This window comes from Runella sp. MFBS21 (genome assembly GCF_029433105.1).
In the GTDB taxonomy this organism is placed as follows: domain Bacteria; phylum Bacteroidota; class Bacteroidia; order Cytophagales; family Spirosomataceae; genus Runella.
In genome coordinates this window covers 75416-93132 of the sequence record NZ_JARNTW010000006.1, presented here as the reverse complement: position 1 = coordinate 93132, position 17717 = coordinate 75416, and the positions used below count along the sequence as shown (strand labels likewise).

At 40.4% G+C, this 17717-nt stretch carries 16 protein-coding genes; 11 read left to right on the top strand and 5 right to left on the bottom strand.

Annotated elements, in window-relative coordinates; genetic code table 11:
* Positions 1-381: 381 nt before the first annotated feature.
* From P1X15_RS14765 to P1X15_RS14710, 11 genes are all read left to right on the top strand, one after another.
* Positions 382-1215, top strand: coding sequence for a MotA/TolQ/ExbB proton channel family protein (locus P1X15_RS14765; RefSeq protein ID WP_028663685.1), 834 nt, complete (start codon positions 382-384; stop codon positions 1213-1215).
* A gap of 110 nt (positions 1216-1325) precedes the next feature.
* The gene (locus P1X15_RS14760; RefSeq protein ID WP_028663686.1) at positions 1326-1952 is read left to right on the top strand and encodes a biopolymer transporter ExbD; all 627 of its coding nucleotides are present in this window, start codon (positions 1326-1328) and stop codon (positions 1950-1952) included.
* A 30-nt stretch (positions 1953-1982) separates the two neighbouring features.
* Positions 1983-2552, top strand: coding sequence for a biopolymer transporter ExbD (locus P1X15_RS14755; protein ID WP_277338900.1), 570 nt, complete (start codon positions 1983-1985; stop codon positions 2550-2552).
* Positions 2553-2579: 27 nt separating this feature from the next.
* Positions 2580-3407 (top strand): energy transducer TonB, encoded by an 828-nt coding sequence (locus tag P1X15_RS14750; RefSeq protein WP_277338899.1) that lies wholly within the window; start codon positions 2580-2582, stop codon positions 3405-3407.
* Positions 3408-3414: 7 nt separating this feature from the next.
* The gene (locus P1X15_RS14745; RefSeq protein ID WP_028663689.1) at positions 3415-3633 is read left to right on the top strand and encodes a hypothetical protein; all 219 of its coding nucleotides are present in this window, start codon (positions 3415-3417) and stop codon (positions 3631-3633) included.
* A 34-nt stretch (positions 3634-3667) separates the two neighbouring features.
* Positions 3668-4564 (top strand): PstS family phosphate ABC transporter substrate-binding protein, encoded by an 897-nt coding sequence (locus P1X15_RS14740; protein WP_277338898.1) that lies wholly within the window; start codon positions 3668-3670, stop codon positions 4562-4564.
* 216 nt (positions 4565-4780) lie between these two features.
* The gene (locus P1X15_RS14735) at positions 4781-6433 is read left to right on the top strand and encodes a lipopolysaccharide assembly protein LapB (RefSeq protein WP_277338897.1); all 1653 of its coding nucleotides are present in this window, start codon (positions 4781-4783) and stop codon (positions 6431-6433) included.
* 394 nt (positions 6434-6827) lie between these two features.
* Complete coding sequence (locus P1X15_RS14725) at positions 6828-8243, top strand: BatD family protein (RefSeq protein WP_277338895.1); 1416 nt, start codon at positions 6828-6830, stop codon at positions 8241-8243.
* On the top strand, positions 8243-9325 hold the full coding sequence (gene aroC / locus P1X15_RS14720; RefSeq protein ID WP_277338894.1) for a chorismate synthase: 1083 nt from the start codon (positions 8243-8245) through the stop codon (positions 9323-9325). The genes P1X15_RS14725 and aroC overlap by 1 nt, the downstream gene beginning before the upstream one ends.
* A gap of 58 nt (positions 9326-9383) precedes the next feature.
* Complete coding sequence (gene dnaN / locus P1X15_RS14715; RefSeq protein ID WP_277338893.1) at positions 9384-10511, top strand: DNA polymerase III subunit beta; 1128 nt, start codon at positions 9384-9386, stop codon at positions 10509-10511.
* Positions 10512-10572: 61 nt separating this feature from the next.
* Positions 10573-11217: a TVP38/TMEM64 family protein gene (locus P1X15_RS14710; protein ID WP_277338892.1), complete on the top strand. Its 645-nt coding sequence runs from the start codon at positions 10573-10575 to the stop codon at positions 11215-11217.
* Between the two features lie 51 nt (positions 11218-11268).
* On the opposite strand, the gene argH is transcribed toward P1X15_RS14710, so the two are convergent.
* The 5 genes from argH to P1X15_RS14685 all read right to left on the bottom strand — a co-directional run bounded on the left by argH (position 11269) and on the right by P1X15_RS14685 (position 17561).
* Positions 11269-12603 carry an argininosuccinate lyase gene (gene argH, locus P1X15_RS14705; protein WP_277338891.1) on the bottom strand — a complete coding sequence of 445 codons (1335 nt, stop codon included), beginning with the start codon at positions 12601-12603 and terminating at the stop codon, positions 11269-11271.
* 32 nt (positions 12604-12635) lie between these two features.
* Positions 12636-13037, bottom strand: a complete 402-nt coding sequence (locus tag P1X15_RS14700; RefSeq protein WP_277338890.1) for a GxxExxY protein — start codon at positions 13035-13037, stop codon at positions 12636-12638.
* A gap of 54 nt (positions 13038-13091) precedes the next feature.
* Positions 13092-13676 (bottom strand): hypothetical protein, encoded by a 585-nt coding sequence (locus P1X15_RS14695; protein WP_277338889.1) that lies wholly within the window; start codon positions 13674-13676, stop codon positions 13092-13094.
* A 46-nt stretch (positions 13677-13722) separates the two neighbouring features.
* On the bottom strand, positions 13723-16110 hold the full coding sequence (locus P1X15_RS14690) for a M1 family metallopeptidase (RefSeq protein ID WP_277338887.1): 2388 nt from the start codon (positions 16108-16110) through the stop codon (positions 13723-13725).
* 224 nt (positions 16111-16334) lie between these two features.
* Positions 16335-17561, bottom strand: coding sequence for an FtsX-like permease family protein (locus tag P1X15_RS14685; RefSeq protein ID WP_277338886.1), 1227 nt, complete (start codon positions 17559-17561; stop codon positions 16335-16337).
* Positions 17562-17717: the final 156 nt, after the last annotated feature.

Sequence of the window (17717 nt, the reverse complement as noted above, 5' to 3'; positions counted from 1 at the left end):
ACGTACTTTGGATTAAACTCTTAGTAATATTAGAAGGTATACAAAGTAGAGACTGGACTTTAAGAGAGACAAGAGTAAAAGCAAGTAAAGTGTGGTACTGATACTATGCAAGAAGTAAGAAAGAGGACAAAAGGAGGCAAAAAAATCTTATTATTACTCATTAGTGATGACAGATTTTAAAAAAATTAAAAAAAACTAATAGACTGATAAGCAGTTTTTTTTCTGAAAAATCATAGCTTTGTACCGCATTTTTTGTAACTATTTTAAAAAAATGCCAACAAAAATTTTCTTGGTGAAATCATTAACCATCTAAAATTTTCGTTTTCTTTACAGCGCAAACACTTAAACTATTTTTTCAATTAAACCCTAAAAGTAAGTCTGATGGAAAAGAAGGCTACATCTCCCGCACCGGCCAAGGCGGCCGCTCCTAAAAAATCAGCTGGTGGTCTCAACCCCATTCTGGTCATTCCTGTATTGTTGGTTATCGCGTACTTGGTTTATCAATACATTTGCGGTGACCCTAGTCACTTCGTAGATGGCGACCACGAAAAGGGACCAAAATCAGGTGATTATTTTGGTATCGTTTATGAAGGGGGACCCATCGTACCTTTATTATTTACCTGTTTCTTAACGGTATTAGTATTCTCAATTGAGCGTTTCTTTATCCTTGGCCGTGCCAATGGTTCAGGTTCAATTGATGAGTTTGTTCGCAAAGTGAAGTCTCTTCTTGACAAAAATGAGATTGAAGCTGCTATCAAAGAGTGCGACAGACAAAAAGGCTCAGTAGGTAACGTAGTAAAAACAGCTCTTCACAAGTTCATTGAGCTTCGTACCGAAACTGAGTTGACTAAAGATCAAAAATTGGCAGCTCTTCAAAAAGAAGTTGAAGAAGCTACTACACTTGAGCTTCCAATGCTTGAGAAAAACTTGACTATCATTGCGACTTTGGCTTCAGTATCTACCTTGACTGCTCTTCTTGGAACGGTATTGGGTATGATTCGTGCATTTGCCGCTATGGGTAATACAGGTGCTCCTGATACTGGTGCTCTTGCAACAGGTATCTCTGAAGCTCTTGTAAACACGGCACTTGGTATCGGTACTGCTGCCATTGCAACTATCATGTATAGCTATTTCACTAGCCGTATTGATACATTGACTTACAAAATTGACGAAGTCGGATTGAGCATTCAACAAAACTTCTCAGCTCACAACTAATTACGAGAGCTGAAAGCAAATGCGGTATATATAAAAAAATTATATATAAATATTTGCTTAGTATTTGTTATTGTTTTATATTTGTAATGTCAATTTAAACCGAAAGTATTATGCCTGCTGTAAAACCCAAGCGGAACTATCCGATGATGGATATGACGGCAATGTGCGACGTAGCTTTCTTGTTGCTGACCTTCTTTATCTTGACGGCTCAGTTTAAAGCACAAGATGCGGCTACTATCGAAACGCCCTCTTCTATCTCGGCTATCAAAGTTCCCGATAAGGATATTATGATTATTAGCATAGGCAAAGACGGAAAAGTGTATTTTGGGGTGGACAATCAGGTAACTCGCCTTGGTATGTTAGAAAATATTTCTCAAACTGAAGGTATACAGTTTACTGACAAACAAAAGAAAGTATTTTCACTCCAAGCTAACTTTGGTGTCCCTATCCGTTCTTTACCTCAATGGTTGAATGTAGGAGTAACTAATCCTGACAAAATGAAGGAAGTTCCTCAGCCAGGTATCCCTACAGACTCAACTGCCCAAAATGAGTTGGCTAAGTGGATTTATCAAGCTCGCCGTGCCAACAAAGACTTGCGTATTGCAATCAAAGGTGATAATGTAGCGAAATTTCCAGTGTTTAAGGATGTAATGGCATCATTACAAGCTCAAAACATCAACAAATTTAACCTTATCACCGGAACAGAAGCACCACCAGCGGGCTGGAAAGCAGATTAATAACCAAACCACTATTAAAATTTTAAAGAAATGGCAGAAATAGCACAAGGTGGTGGTGGCGGACATGGTGATAAGAAAGTCCGCAGTAAAAAAGCCTCGACTCGCGTAGATATGACTCCGATGGTGGACTTGGGCTTCCTGCTCATTACGTTCTTCATCTTGGCCACTACGCTTAGCAAGCCTTCATCAATGTCGTTGGCGGTACCAGATAAGCAAAACAAGGATCAACCGCAAGATACGGAACCTTTGAAAGCCTCAAAAGTATTGACTTTGTTTTTGGGGAAAGACAACACTGTATGGGCATTAGATAGAATTGCTGCTGATGACGACAAAGCCAAAACTGATTTGAAAAAAATCTCTTACGGCCCAGATTTGCGTACTTTGATTTTTCAGGCTCAAGCGCAAGTTGACCGGGAACATGGTAAGGATGAAAAAGGTATAAGTCAGTTTGTGGTGGTTATCAAACCCCTCAAAAGCAGTACCTACAAAAACATGGTAGATGCGCTTGACGAAATGGCAGTAACCAAAAGTAAGCGATACGCCCTCGTCGATGCACTTACTACTTCTGAAAAAGAACTTTTAGGAGATAAAGCAGATTAATCGTAATCAAAAAACTATCCAAACGCAATGGCTGAAACTAAAGCATCCGCGGTCACTCTCGATGATATCATATTCGAGAATCGCAATAAAGCGTATGGTGCGTATGACCTCCGGAAAGCATATCGTCCCACATTGACCAAGTCCATGTTTATTGGTATAGGGTTGTTTGTATTGGCGATGCTTTCTCCAGCTCTCATCAGTCTGATTCCGAAGCAAGAAGAAGAACAATTCATGCAAGAAATCGACTTGATGAAAATACCACCACCGCCAATTGACCCAAATGAACCACCACCGCCGCCACCTCCTCCGATAGAGTTGCCTAAAGTGGCCACTATCAAGTTCCTTCCTCCTGAAGTAAAGAAAGATGAGGAAGTGCCAGAAGAGTCACCTCCGCCAGTAGTAGAGGAGTTGGAGAAAGCAGCAGTAGCTGATAAAACTCAAGAAGGAGATGCCAACGCTGAAGAGGCTATTATCGCTCCTGAAGAAACTGCTCCCGTAAAAGAGGAGGTGAAAGTAGTAGAAGCTGCTCCTGTGGAAGAGCAAATCTTCCAAGTGGTAGAGCAAAACCCCGAATTCCCAGGTGGAATGGCCGCTTTAGGACAATACTTAAGCAAAAACATTAAGTATCCTGCCGCTGCCTCTCGGGCCAACGTATCAGGTAGAGTATTTATGACATTTGTAGTAAATACAGATGGAAGTATTCAAGATATTTCGGTACTAAAAGGCCTTGGATTTGGTTGTGACGAAGAAGCTATCCGCGTAGTAAAAGGTATGCCTAAATGGAAACCTGGAAAGCAATCTGGTCGTAACGTACGGGTGAAGTACAACTTACCAATTAGCTTTGTATTGGAGTAAGACAATTATGAAGCGTAAACCACTTCATAATCGGCTCATGGCATTATTGTCAATAGCCGTTGGGCTGGCATATTTTGGAGGAGGCCTCTTTTTGGTGGCCTCCTCCGCTACTTTTGGTATGTTACCATCGGGAATTTTAAGATACTTATTTGGAGCATTGTTGATAGTGTACGGAGGTTATAGGTTTTATCGTGGATATGATCAGCAAAAAAGTGAAGATTCATAGGTTTTATTTATATGTATTAATAATTATAGCCTTTATGGGCTATGAGTTGACTTCTTGCAAAAAATCGGAAGATTCGACTTCTCACGGTACTATTGCTATTGCCTCTGACGAATCGCTTCAGCCGATGGTGGAGCAGATTACACAAGCATATCAACATACCTATCCCGAAACACACTTCAATGTGTTGTACCAACCTGAGCAAATAGCCATATCTATGGTGTTGAGAGATAGTGTTCGATTGGCTTTTATTACTCGCGAACTCACAAGTGATGAACAAAAGAACTTGAAATCTCAAGGGATTCGCTATAATCCTCAACACATCGCTACCGATGGAGTTGCTCTTCTCACCAATCGCTCCAATACTGATAGCCTCATTACTATACAAGAATTGTCGTCTGTATTTAATGGTGAAACAAAAACGTGGGAAGAGTTAAAAGGAGGAAATCAAAAAGGGAGTATCACATTGGTTTTTGATAATGCAAATTCTAGCAATCTCAACTATGTGATGACCAAATTTGGTTTGACCAACATCCAAGGAATTAATATTTTTTCGGCAGGCTCTAATAAGGCTGTTATTGAATATGTAAGACAAAACCCTAGAGCTCTTGGTTTTATCGGTGTAAATTGGCTTAGTGACGGTGATGCCCCACTTACGGCAGAGCTATCCCAAGGATTGAGAGTGATGGGAGTTGCTTCCAAAGCAGACGCTGCTTTAGATGAATATTATCAACCTTTCCAAGAAGGATTGGGGCTTAAACGTTATCCTTTATCGCGAAAAGTATATGTGATTAGCCGTGAAATGCATTCTGGTTTAGGAAGTGGACTACTCAATTATATAATGCGAGATGTTGGAAGTTTAATTATTGAAAAATGTGGCCTTTGGCCCGCAAAACCATTTAATCGAGAAGTAATTCTAAAGAAAGAGATATAAAATTTTTCGATTAAGGCACAATTTTATAGTTTTGTTTCCCGTTTCTGAATCACAAATTTTTTTTATCACCCCACATTTACAACAACCTACTGAAAGATGAACATTAGATTCAAATCGTGGTTAGTAGCGTTTTCCGCAAGTGCGTTCGTTTGCAGTCAGGCTATTGCCCAAGATGTTGCCACTGGTTTAAAACAATTGGATGGCAATCAGTCATGTTTGGCTAAAGAAACATTTGAAAAGTTGGCAACGGCCACACCTTCTGCTGAAAATCAATTTTATCTAGGTTATTATTATCTACGTACTAAGCAGCCGGATCTCGCTAGAGGAGCCTTTGAAAAAGGCTTAGCAGCTGATCCGAAAAGCAAAGATAACCTCAACAAAGTAGGACTAGGAGCTGTGGCTTTGGCTCAAGGAGATCGTACTAGTGCTCAAACTACCTTCGCAGAAATTTTAAAAGCAACCAAAAATAAAAATATCGAAGTACTCCAACGTATTAGCGAAGCTTATACAGGGTATGTTATGATTGACTCTATGAAGCCAATCTATAAAACAACAGACCCTGCGCGCGCCGTTGAACTTGCCGATATCGCTATTGCATTAATGCTTAAAAATGGTTCTAAAAACCAAGAAGTTTATATGTCAAAAGGTGATGCATTCTTCTTAAAAGGAGAAGCAGGGCCGGCTGTATCTGCGTACGAAGATGCTATCAATGCAAACCCTAGCTTAGGGGAAGCATTTGCGAAAGTAGCAAAAATCTATTGGGCAGGTCGTAACTATGAATTGGCACAAACCAACTTCAAAAAAGCAATCGAAGTAGATCCTGACTACGCACCTGCTAATAAAGAATATGCTGAACTTTATTTCTTTGTGCGTCAATACAAAAATGCATCTAAATTTATGGATGCTTATGTGGAAAAGTTGGGTACATGTGCTACTGACGATGAGATTCTAAGAAGCGCCCAATTCAACTTCGTTGCCGAAGAGTTTGGAAAAGTAGGCCCCAAAACTACAAAAGTAATGCAAAGTGGTCGTGACAACGATGTGTTGTATCGTATGTTGGGATGGGCTGCGTATAAAGAGAATCAATATGAAAAAGCAATCGAAAACTTGAAGAAGTTTTTGCAAAAAGCCCCTCAAAAAGCTATTGATAACGACTATCGCTATCTAGGTAATTCAATGTTGAGAGTTTCACCAGCAGATACTATGGCGGCGATTGCTAATCTCGAAAAAGCAGCAGAAATGGATACCGTAGAAAATGGCTATAAAGAAATTGCTGCTTTTTACAATGGAGCTAAAGATTATGAAAAGGCAATTACTTATTACGAAAAAGCCTTGAAGTGGGAAAAGAACCCCTCTTTACAAGATTTAGTGAACCTTTCATTGCCTATTTATAACGTAGCAAACCGTATTTTCCCTACGGGCGCTGATTCATCATCTTTGCGTGAAAAGAAACGTGACTATTTCTTAAAAGCAGATTCGCTTTACATCCAGATGATTGAGCGTAAGCCAGACTTTTTGTATCCATATGCCCAGCGTGCCAAGGCCAACTACTTCGCCTATACTAGAGAAGAAGTAATGGAAAATGGCAAAGCAATTCCTTTGATGGAAAACTACATAAAATTAGTAGCTGCTGATACTGCTCCAATGGATGATACCAAAAAAAGTAACTTGAAGCTTTTCTATCAAGTTTTAGGAGCTTATGCTTTCACTGCACAAAAAGATGAAGCTAAAGCAAAAGAGTGGTTCACGAAACTCTTAGAAATAGATCCAGGAAATAAAACAGCGACCGAGTTTTTGAATCCGCCGGCACCTGAGCCTGCTCAACCTGCCGCTAAGACTCCTTCAAAAGCTCCAGCCAAAAAATCTTAGGCTAGCTTTGGTCATAAAAAAAGCCTCTCGTATTAGCTACGAGAGGCTTTTTTTGCACCATAAAAGTGATTATTAAATCACAAGTTGATGCCTACTAAAATACTGATTAAGAATGACGTGGTATTTGTCACTAAAATGTTCATAACACCAAGCTTTAAGCTTTTTAACGTCATTGGGCAACAACACTTTAAGTGCTTTACGTAATTCCTTTTCAAATAATTTTTTGTCAAAACTGACTTTTACAAGTACAAGCTTGATAAAATCTAACATAGTTGCCATAGCAGGTTCAGAATTTAGAAAGAACAATTGTGAGGATGGAGCACTCTTTAAAATTAACGCGTAATTATTGAAATTATGTTAAAAGGGTCTATTAATTTTGCATTAATACTTCGCGATGAAAATACACGGCAAATATATACTTTTTTTTACTTTTTTTTGCATTATATTTACAGTAGGTGCACAAAATGCCGAAAATCCATTTTTGGTTGAATTTACAGGTACTACCATCAATCTTCAGGAGCCATTTACGATTTCAGTTAAGATTACAGGATTTGACCAAGCTCCTTTGGTAACATTCCCTGACAACATAAAAAACTTTCAAAAAAGAGAAAGCTCCCGTTCAAGTCTTACCAATAAAATCGGCGGAAATACGCTTGTAACCTATACCATTTCTCAAAACTACTATCCACTTAAGGCTGGTACTTTTGATACTGGTCCTATAGAAATTTTGGTAAACAAGCAGGTACTTAGGTCGGAAGGAATAGAAGTAGTGGTAGAAGCTAGTAAAGTTGAAGATGAGGAAGAAGAAATGGATGTAGCCTCACAAATCACCCCCGAAATGCAAAGTGAGGCAGCCCAAGGCGCTTTTTTAGTGGTGGCGGTAGACAAAAGGCGAGTATATGTTCAAGAAGGTTTTAATCTTAGGCTTTCGCTGCTTGTATCCGAAAACAATGCCACTGATATGGAGTTTTATGAGGTCGAAAAACAACTTGAAAAAGTGTTGAAATCGCTTAAACCAGCGAGTTGTTGGGAAGAAAATTTTGGAATTCAAGAAATCCCAACGATTCCTGTCGAGATTGGAGGCAAGCGTTTTATGGAATACAGAATATACCAAGCATCTTTTTTTCCGCTCAATAATCAAACTATTCAGATTCCGACAGTAAGTTGGACGATGAAAACGGTCAAAGAAAATGCCTCAGGGGAAGAAGTAGCGGCGTTACAGACTTTTACTTCTAAGCCATTATCGATTAATGTTTTGAACCTTCCTCCTCACCCATTGCGCAATCAAGTAATCGTGGGAGATTTTAAACTTGAAGAAAAAATTAGTAACTATTCGTTGGAGACAGGCAAAAGTTATCAATATGATTTTCGAATCAAAGGAACTGGCAATATTCAGGCTATAAGAGAACCGACGTTTTCAAATAATTCATTGTTTGATATATACTCTCCCGACATTATCAATAATGTACTGAGACAGAAAGGCAAGATAGCCGGAGAAAAAACTTTCAGTTATCAAATTATTCCTAAACAACACGGAGAGTTTGATTTGAACAACCTAGTTTTCTGGGTTTATTTTAACCCTAAAAAACAATCATACGATACGCTTCACTCTAACTTAAAACTAGTAATAACGGGTGAAGATATGATGACAACTCAGCTAGCTACCTCAGAAGCCGAGTCAATTTATATGGGAATTGAGCAATGGGATTCGGCAGTAGCAGTTGTCAATTATCAAATGATAATCAGAAATATAGCTAATATTTTAGTGGTGTTGATGTTGATTGGAATGATTTATATTTTAAAAAAATAATGAGTAGCACATACGGAAAAATTTTCAAAATAGCCACTTTTGGCGAGTCGCATGGGGCGGCTATTGGGGTAATAGTAGAAGGATGTCCGGCTGGGCTAGATTTTGATTTGGAGTTTATCCAACAAGAGCTGGATCGACGTAAACCGGGGCAATCACGTATCACTACTCAGCGACGCGAAGCTGACACCGTACAGGTTTTGTCAGGAGTTTTTGAAGGAAAAACTACCGGAACTCCTATTTCTATGGTTATTTGGAATGAAGATCAGCGGAGCAAAGACTATTCGCATATTTCACAGCAATATCGCCCTTCGCATGCTGATTATACCTATCAAGCCAAATACGGGGTAAGAGACTATAGAGGAGGTGGAAGAAGCTCTGCCAGAGAAACAGCAGCACGCGTAGCAGCTGGAGCATTAGCCAAAATATTGCTAAACCACCTTGGAGTAAGTGTCCAAGCCTATGTATCCCAAGTAGGAAAGCTCAAACTATCGAAACCCTATCAGGAACTTGATTTGAGTTTGACAGATACCAACGCGGTGCGCTGCCCTGATCCTGAGATGGCTCAAGTTATGTTTGACTATATTGATGAAATTCGAAAAAAAGGTGACTCTATTGGAGGAGTAGTAAACTGCGTCATTACTGGTACACCAGTAGGGTGGGGAGAACCAGTATTTGACAAACTACATGCCGAATTGGGAAAGGCTATGTTGAGTATCAACGCTGTCAAAGGTTTTGAATATGGTAGTGGCTTTGAGGGGGTAGAATTATTAGGGTCGCAGCACAATGACGCCTTTTATACCGACGAAAACGGAACAATAAGAACCCGCACCAATCACTCAGGAGGTATACAAGGAGGAATCTCAAACGGCGAAGATATTTTCTTCAAAGTGGCTTTTAAGCCGGTAGCTACCATCATGCAAGACCAAGAAAGCGTAAATCAAGAAGGAGAAAAAATAGTAGTGCAAGGCAAAGGTCGTCATGACCCCTGCGTGCTGCCTCGTGCGGTGCCCATCGTGGAAGCAATGGCTGCGCTGGTTTTGGCTGACTTCTATCTTAGAAATAAGGCCACCCAATACTCTTAATTTGATTTAAGCTTGATTTTTATTAATTTTGTTGATTAAATAATATCTAAATCTAGCTATGAAATTCATTGTATCGTCGTCAGTGTTGTTAAAACAACTCGCGGCTATCAACGGCGTCGTTTCTACCAACCCTATTGTTCCTATTCTCGAAAATTTCCTTTTTCAATTAGATACTAATCTATTGACTGTTACGGCTTCTGACTTGCAAACCGTAATGATTACGGAATTTCAGGTAGAATCTTTGGATAAAGGGGCAATAGCTATTCCAGCCAAATTATTATTGGATACGCTTCGTGGCCTACCAGAGCAGCCGATATCACTCAATGTGGATAACGATACTTTTGGAATAGAGATTGTTTCGGACAATGGCCGTTATAAACTTGCGGGGGAAAATCCCATTGATTTTCCTAAAATTCCCTCGGTCAATCGTTCGTTTTCGGTAGAGTTGTCGTCTGTAGCTCTTCAAAATGCCATTGCAAATACCATATTTGCCACAAGTACCGATGAGCTTCGACCCGCTATGACAGGGGTATTTTTACAATTGGGTTCAGATTATGCCACCTTTGTAGCTACGGATGGTCACCGCTTGATTCGTTATCGCCGTTATGATGTCAAATCGGTAGTAGATACGACGATGATTATTCCACGTAAGGCTCTAAATCTGCTCAAATCTTCTTTGCCCTCCGAAAACGTTGCGGTAAAAGCAGAGTTTAGCCAAGCCAATGCTTTTTTTAGCTTTGCCAATATTAGGATGATTTGCCGTTTGATTGACGAGCGCTTTCCTGATTATGAAAATGCGATTCCGACTAATAATCCTAACGTATTGACCATTAGCAGAGGAGAAATCTTGAATTCTTTGCGCCGTATTTCAATTTATTCGAACAGAACCACTCATCAAATTCGTCTGAAACTGACGCCACCAAATCAGCTTGTGATTTCGGCCGAAGATTTAGACTATGCCAATGAAGCCAATGAACGTCTACTTTGTGAGTACAATGGAGATGAAATGGAGATTGGTTTTAATGCTAAGTTTTTGATTGAAATGCTCAATAATTTAGATGCTACTACCTTATCTTTTGAGTTGTCGGCACCTAATAGAGCTGGGATTGTGATTCCGATGGAGAAAGACGATGATGAAGATATATTGATGCTAGTGATGCCTGTAATGTTGAATACCTATGCTTAAGAGATTTAGGTAAATTTGCAGCCTTTTGTAGAGAATTATGTCTTTTAAAAATACTTCCCTGATGCCGAGTCTCTCGGCATTTTTTTTGACAATACTTCCATTTCTGACAAGTTCGTTAGTAGGGGCGTGGATTATTCAAAACGAAAATTTGATTGCCAATTTTCATACTTATGAATGGGTCTTGGTATGTCTAGGGTGCGCATTGGCTTGTGCTTTAGCATTGATTCCCCCCACTTTGCTGGCATTTGGATTTGGATATTTTTTGGGATGGAAGGCTATTGTACCTTTGGTATTGCTTAATCTAATGGCTATTGGGCTAGTTTATATTTTTGTGAGGCAGTTGGATACAGATGTTTTATTAGAAAAAGTAAAAAAATACCCTAAAGTAGCGAAGGTACTGAATAGAGTACACAAGGATGAATTTACTTTTGTGTTTTTTACGAAGCTCTCTCCAGTCTTACCTTTTGCCCTCACCAACTTGGTTTTTGCTCTTATGAAAGTAAGAATCAAGAATATAATGCTAGGTGGGTTTTTGGGGATGATACCTCGTACTGTGCTAGCGGTATGGGTCGGACTAGAAGCACAAGAGATAAGACAACTCATCGAAAATCCCAATCAAAACGCTACGAATAAACTGTGGGTGATAGCTTTGGTGGTAGTGTCGGTTGTGGGGTTGTTGAGATTATTTGTAAAGCCGAAAGACTAGGGGAGGGGTTTCCACTCTCCATTTTAAAAAATAAAGAGTGGAAGTAAACGATTATTTTAATAATTCTTCAACAGCTACGTGTACTTTATCGAAGCCAAAACGCTGCATTTCGGTATCCATAAGAATAGCGATTTGGTCGTTACATAAGTTACCAATGCTGCCTTCATGGGTATGCTTTAAATCGCGTGAGGCTTGGTAAGTGCCTTCGTTGATTTCCTTTCCTACTTGTCGATAAGCATCTCTGAAAGGTACCCCTTGTACTACAAGCTCGTTGACCCTTTCGACGCTAAATAATAAATCGTACTTAGCATCGGCCAGAAGATTGGGTTTTACTTGCAGATGTTGGAGCATAAAGTGAGTAATATCAAGACAGTCGAGTATTTCGTCAAAAGCTGGCATAAGCAATTCTTTCAACAACTGCATATCTCGGTGATAGCCCGAAGGTAAATTGCTCATTACCATTGTAATTTCGGTAGGAAGGGCTTTCAATCGATTGGTTTTGGCACGTAATAGCTCGGCTACGTCAGGATTTTTTTTGTGAGGCATGATGCTGCTTCCTGTGGTAAGATCATCGGGGAGGGTGACAAAAGCAAAGTTTTGACTATTGTACAAGCATACATCCATTGCTAATCGAGACAAGGTGGCTGCCAAAGCTGCAATAGCCGTAAGAGCCGTTTGTTCGGTTTTCCCACGCGACATCTGCGCATACACCACATTGTAATGGAGGGTTTCGAAGCCCAACAATTGAGTAGTCATGGTACGGTTAAGCGGGAATGACGAACCATAGCCCGCTCCTGAGCCCAAAGGGTTTTTGTTGGAAAGTTTATAAGCGGTCTGAATCACGCTCATGTCATCTACCAAAGCTTCGCCATACGCCCCAAACCACAACCCAAAAGAAGAAGGCATGGCAATTTGTAAATGCGTGTAGCCCGGTAGGAGATCGTTTTTATGTTGATTGGAGCGTTGAATCAATAAATCGAATAATTTTTTAGAGGCCAGAGCGACTTCTTCTAGGCGGTTTCGGGTAAAAAGCTTCATGTCCACCAAGACTTGGTCGTTGCGTGAACGTCCGCTATGTATTTTTTTTCCTACATCGCCAAGTTTACGGGTAAGGAGTAGCTCTACTTGGGAATGTACGTCTTCTACGCCGTCTTCTATTTCAAACTTTCCTTGTTGGATTTCTTCGTAAATGGCTTTCAATTCTGCTTTTAGAAGAGTTAATTCTTCTTTTTCCAATAATCCTACGCTTTCGAGCATGGTGGCATGAGCGATATTGCCCAATACATCGTAGGGAGCCAAATATAAATCCATTTCACGGTCACGCCCGACGGTGAATTTTTCGATTTTCTCAGAGATAGAAGTAGTTTCTTTTTGCCAGAGTTTCATTTTAATTTAACCACTAAGGCACTAAGTTGTCACTAAGGTAAAATAGAGAAAAACTCATTTACCATAGGCTTAATGCTTTTTGTGATGTTTTCGGTATGAAAATTAATGAGCAATCCTTTAGGTTTTTGTAACAGTTTCATGTAAGTTAATAACTGCGCTTCATAAAGTGGAATGAGATTTTCTACAGCCTTTAATTCTACCACGACACAGTCATTTACTAATAAATCTAATCGTAATTCAGCATCTAATCGAACGCCTTTATAAGTGATAGGAACGCTCAATTGCCTCACTATTTGGAAACCTTTTACTTTGAGCTCTTGCACAAGGCATATCTCATATACCGATTCCAATAGTCCTGGCCCCACTTGTTTGTGAACTTCTATGGCACAACCTACAATTGCGTAGGCTACTTGATTGACTTCTTTTTTAGTCATTTCTTAGTGCATCTTAGTGTCTTAGTGGTAGAAAGAGGATTATGTGTCGCAAAGTTACTTTTTTCTACTAAAAACCTTGGCATCAGTAATCAAATCTCTATGCTCGCTAAGAAAGCTTTTGAAGCTATACACTTCCTCTAATTGCCCTTCAAAATCAAGGTTAGTTTCGTACACTTCTTCATATACTTGTGCAAAATCGGTGATTAAATACCTCATTTGCTTAACTCCTCGTGTATGGAGCGCTGGAAGGTAAAAATTTTGGTGATCTTGCTGAAAGCGATGGGGTTCGTAATGGGAGGTGGTTTTGAGATCAAGGGCTTCTTTGCGACCTAGTACATCCACAAAACCATAAATCAACACATCATTGATTTGGTATTGACAATACACTTGGGTTTGGACGATAGGTTTGGGTAGACGCTGACGTACTTCGCTTAAGATATTGGCATCAAATTGGTCTTCGCCAATGCCTTTCAATACTGCATCCTCAAATGATACGCCACGCAACTGAGCCTCTGTTTGGGGAATAGGTACACGATTGATACGGTCAAGTAGCTCTTGTTCACTTATTTTTCCTTGTAAAAATCGCGAATAAGTGTTGAGCAAAGATGGGTAAAAGCGGTACGCAATCGGCAACTTCATACAGTGGATTTATAAAAAAGGCGGAGATTGACTCCGCCGTAAATTTTTAGTTTTTGTTAGCTCCACCTTGTTGCGCGGGTTTGGCCTGTTGGCTTTGCTGAGCTTCACGCATGGGATTGCTGCCACCACCTCGCTGAAAACCGCCTCCTTTAAACAACTGAAAACGCGTAGGCTGCGCTGGCTGACGTGGGAAGTGATTGCTCTCTTCATCAATATCAGCGATTTCGCGATATGGGTCCAAGGTCCATTGCACTACCTTCTTCTTCGTCGTCACCACCTTCGATACCTGCTGGTCGTTCAAACGCCATATCTCCGCTGGAAAACGAGCCACCGAATCCGTTCCGTCTTCAAACTGCATCTTCACTATCACAGGCATGGGCAAACCACCTTTGTTTTTGACTTTCAAAGTATAAAAATTCAAGCCTGATTCTACCAATTTACGCTCGTCGGGCGAAAGACTTGCCAGATAAGCTTCGTATTTCTTCTTGTCGGTGTCGGTTACTTTGTAAGGGTCGTAGATATTATAAAAATCTTTCATGTCAGGATTTTTCTCTACCACCGACTCTTTGATGTAATCTTTGTCGCGCTGACGAGCCACGGTGTTGCGTTTTTCGTCAGCTTGTTTTTTAGCTTCGGCTTTGTTGAGATCAGGATTTTGGGTATCTACCGCAAACCATTCTACTTCTACTAAGTCTTGGTCTACTGGCTCAGTAGTATAAAACCAACCTTTCCAGAACCAATCCAAATCTACACCCGAAGCATCTTCCATGGTACGGAAGAAATCGGCAGGAGTAGGCGACTTAAAAGCCCAACGGCGGCTATATTCTTTGAAGGCATAGTCAAACAATTCACGTCCCATGACGGTCTCGCGCAAGATATTTAAAGCGGTTGCTGGCTTTGCGTAGGCACTCGCGCCAGCGTTGATGAGATTGTCAGACATGGTCATGATAGGCACCAGATTTTTTGGGTCTTGCTTCATATAATCTACGATAGCCTGAGGTTCACCACGTCGAGTCGGATAGTCTCTATCCCATTCTTTCTCGGTGAGATATTGCACAAAAGTATTTAATCCTTCATCCATCCACATCCATTGGCGTTCGTCATTGTTGACAATCATGGGGAAGAAATTGTGGCCTACTTCATGAATAATCACCCCAATCATTCCGTATTTGGTAGCTTCAGAATAAGTGCCGTCAGCTTCAGGGCGGCCACCGTTGAAGCATATCATGGGGTATTCCATACCGCCCACTGGCCCGTGGCAGGAGATAGCGACTGGATAAGGATAATCTACCGAAAATTTAGAATAAGTTTTGATGGTATGCGCCACCACTTCGGTCGAATATTTTCCCCAAAGTGGATTTCCTTCTTTGGGATAAAACGACATGCAGAGTACTTTTTTACCGGCTACTTCCTGCATTTTTCCGTCCCAAATGTATTTACGAGAAGTGGCAAAAGCGACATCGCGCACATTGTCGGCTTTGAAAATCCACGTTTTCTTTCCAGTAGGTTTACCCTTTTCGGCTTTTTCGCGGTCTTGTTGTGACTCAATAACCACTACTTTATCAGATGTTTTTGCTTTTTCAAAGTTTTTCAATTGCGAAGGAGTCAACACTTGGGCGGGGTTTTGAAGTTCGCCAGTAGCTCCTAAAACGTGGTCGTTAGGGACGGTGATTGCCATTTTGAAATTACCAAATGTAAGAGCAAATTCTCCTTGGCTGTAGTATTGTTTGTTTTGCCATCCTGTTACATCGTCATACACGCACAAGCGAGGATAAAACTGGGCGATTTCGTATACATTGTTGCCATCTTTGAAAGCTTCAAAACCAGTACGGCGTCCACCTTTTGAAAACTCAACGATGCGATAATTCCAGTCAATGGAAAAAGAATAACTCTGTTTTGACAAAATAGGTTGGGGCAAATCAATCCGCATCATCGTCTGATTGATGGTATATGGAAGCGCTTTGCCGGTTTTTGTGTCTTTTATCGACAAGATATTGTAACCATAGTCAGCATTGGAATAGTGCATATCCGAAATAGTCGCCAAACTTGCCATAGAAGTCTGATTTCCAAGGTCGCCAGTACGCGAAATCGGTCCGGGAGAGTTTTTGGCAAAAAGATTCTGGTCTAACTGAATCCAAAGATAAGGAAGGGCGTCGGGCGACTGATTGAAATAAGTGATTGTCTCGCTTCCAATGATTTTGTTGTTGGGCTCATCAAGCTCTACTTTAATGTCATAGTCGGCGCGTTGTTGCCAGTAATCCTTCCCTGGTGCTCCTGACGCACTACGATAGGTGTTGGGAGTGGGAAGCCCTGTTCCTAATTGCTCAAAACGATTGTTGGCATGATAATCCGTCGTAGCGGATCTTTGGGCAAAACTAAGGTTTGTAAAACCCGTAGCCAATGCCAGAATAATGATGAAGTGTAGTTTTCTCATGGGTTAAAAAAATATTTTAAACTTAAAGATACAACAATGCGCTTATTTGAGGTAAAGAAAGATACCAAAAATGAAGATGTGCAGATAAACCTCTGTTAGTGAGTCAAAAGGTTGTGAAAAACATTGATACTAAATAGAATTTTTTTAAGAAAAAAAGTGATGCAGTATAGAGCCTCTTTATATGAGAGGCTCTATACTGCATCACGTACAATACTAATAGTATCTTACTCTTCGGCCAAAGTGCGAGAAAGGTTGATGCGATAGATACCCAAAGAAGGTATTGCAGCGGCCAAAATACCAATCAAAATAGCTCCGCCTAACAACCACACTTCTTCTGACAAAAGACCAAAGTCAGCAAATGAATAATGATAGTCAGATTCGGCAGCATTACTAAAGAGCCATAAACCCACTCGGCTCAAAATCACACCTGCTACGTACCCTACCAAAGCCAGCATAATACCCTCTAAGAGTAGCATTACAAAAAGTTTGGTGCGAGTGGCTCCCATTGAAAGCATGAGCGCCATTTCATATTTTCGTTCTTTAAGCGAATTGTAGAGAGAAATAAAAACACTCACCCCCGCTATAAAGATGATAAGAAGGGCAATCGCCCGCAAAGTATCAATCCCGATTCCAAGTAAGGAAAACAAGCGATTGATTTCAAAAGCTACTGAGGCGGCTTGCATTTTGGTGTTTTCATTGATAAATCTCGGAAGAGCTATCATACCCATAGGGTTCCGAAATTTGATAAGCAAGCTAGTAATTTCTTGACTGGGGTCATCGGTTTGAGTCGAATCTCCTCCCGTAAGCATAGAAGTGACATTGGGGCCTTCTTGCGCATGCTCATGAATAGACCAGACACTCGATATATCAGTCAAAATGAGTTGGTCAACGACCGAATTGTTGGTTTCGAAAATCCCTACTACTTTGTATTTCTTATCGCCATGCACATCGTCCATATTGTCAAAACCATGAGCTCCAGAGAAGGTGTCGCCGACTTTAAGGCCTGTCACTCGGGCTACTTTTGCTCCCAGGGTAGCTTCAAGTGTAGTTTGAAAAAGCTTTCCTTCTTTGAGTTTGGCTTCAAAGTGATTTGGATATTTGGCATTAGTACCAACGATGCGAAATGACATATAATTGTCGCCCATGGCCAATGGAATCGCCGTTTTTACCAAGGGGTTTTTTATGATACGTTGCGCTTCGTCCAGCGATACATTGCCAGTCGGAGAATCGATTTGATAGATACTAGACAAAATCAATTGTAAGGGGCTCCCTTTGGCCCCTACTACCATGTCTATGCCTTTGATATTGCGCCTAAACTGTTCATCAAGTTGTTTGTTTAGCAATAAAAGCATGGAGATGATGCCTATCCCAAGTGTCATGAGGAGGGCGCTGAGAAAACTATTCAGTTTTTTGTCTTTGAGGTTAGCCCAACTTATTTTAAAAAGATTCATCGGCGTAGTTCGTATGCTTGTAGTATTTGATATCAAAATTAAGCACAGATATGGGTATCCTGATGAGTAAAGCGAGATATTTTCTGAAGAAGCAGTCTTAGGTGATGTAAATCAGGAAGTTGTGTTGATATTCGTCATGATTTGAAAAAAGGCATT

Bases quoted from the DNA above. Each gene is read 5' to 3' on its own strand.
- P1X15_RS14765 (WP_028663685.1), top strand. From the start codon at position 382: ATGGAAAAGAAGGCTACATCTCCCGCACCGGCCAAGGCGGCCGCTCCT.
- P1X15_RS14760 (WP_028663686.1), top strand. From the start codon at position 1,326: ATGCCTGCTGTAAAACCCAAGCGGAACTATCCGATGATGGATATGACG.
- P1X15_RS14755 (WP_277338900.1), top strand. From the start codon at position 1,983: ATGGCAGAAATAGCACAAGGTGGTGGTGGCGGACATGGTGATAAGAAA.
- P1X15_RS14750 (WP_277338899.1), top strand. From the start codon at position 2,580: ATGGCTGAAACTAAAGCATCCGCGGTCACTCTCGATGATATCATATTC.
- P1X15_RS14745 (WP_028663689.1), top strand. From the start codon at position 3,415: ATGAAGCGTAAACCACTTCATAATCGGCTCATGGCATTATTGTCAATA.
- P1X15_RS14740 (WP_277338898.1), top strand. From the start codon at position 3,668: ATGGGCTATGAGTTGACTTCTTGCAAAAAATCGGAAGATTCGACTTCT.
- P1X15_RS14725 (WP_277338895.1), top strand. From the start codon at position 6,828: ATGAAAATACACGGCAAATATATACTTTTTTTTACTTTTTTTTGCATT.
- aroC (WP_277338894.1), top strand. From the start codon at position 8,243: ATGAGTAGCACATACGGAAAAATTTTCAAAATAGCCACTTTTGGCGAG.
- dnaN (WP_277338893.1), top strand. From the start codon at position 9,384: ATGAAATTCATTGTATCGTCGTCAGTGTTGTTAAAACAACTCGCGGCT.
- P1X15_RS14710 (WP_277338892.1), top strand. From the start codon at position 10,573: ATGCCGAGTCTCTCGGCATTTTTTTTGACAATACTTCCATTTCTGACA.
- argH (WP_277338891.1), bottom strand. From the start codon at position 12,603: ATGAAACTCTGGCAAAAAGAAACTACTTCTATCTCTGAGAAAATCGAA.
- P1X15_RS14700 (WP_277338890.1), bottom strand. From the start codon at position 13,037: ATGACTAAAAAAGAAGTCAATCAAGTAGCCTACGCAATTGTAGGTTGT.
- P1X15_RS14695 (WP_277338889.1), bottom strand. From the start codon at position 13,676: ATGAAGTTGCCGATTGCGTACCGCTTTTACCCATCTTTGCTCAACACT.
- P1X15_RS14690 (WP_277338887.1), bottom strand. From the start codon at position 16,110: ATGAGAAAACTACACTTCATCATTATTCTGGCATTGGCTACGGGTTTT.
- P1X15_RS14685 (WP_277338886.1), bottom strand. From the start codon at position 17,561: ATGAATCTTTTTAAAATAAGTTGGGCTAACCTCAAAGACAAAAAACTG.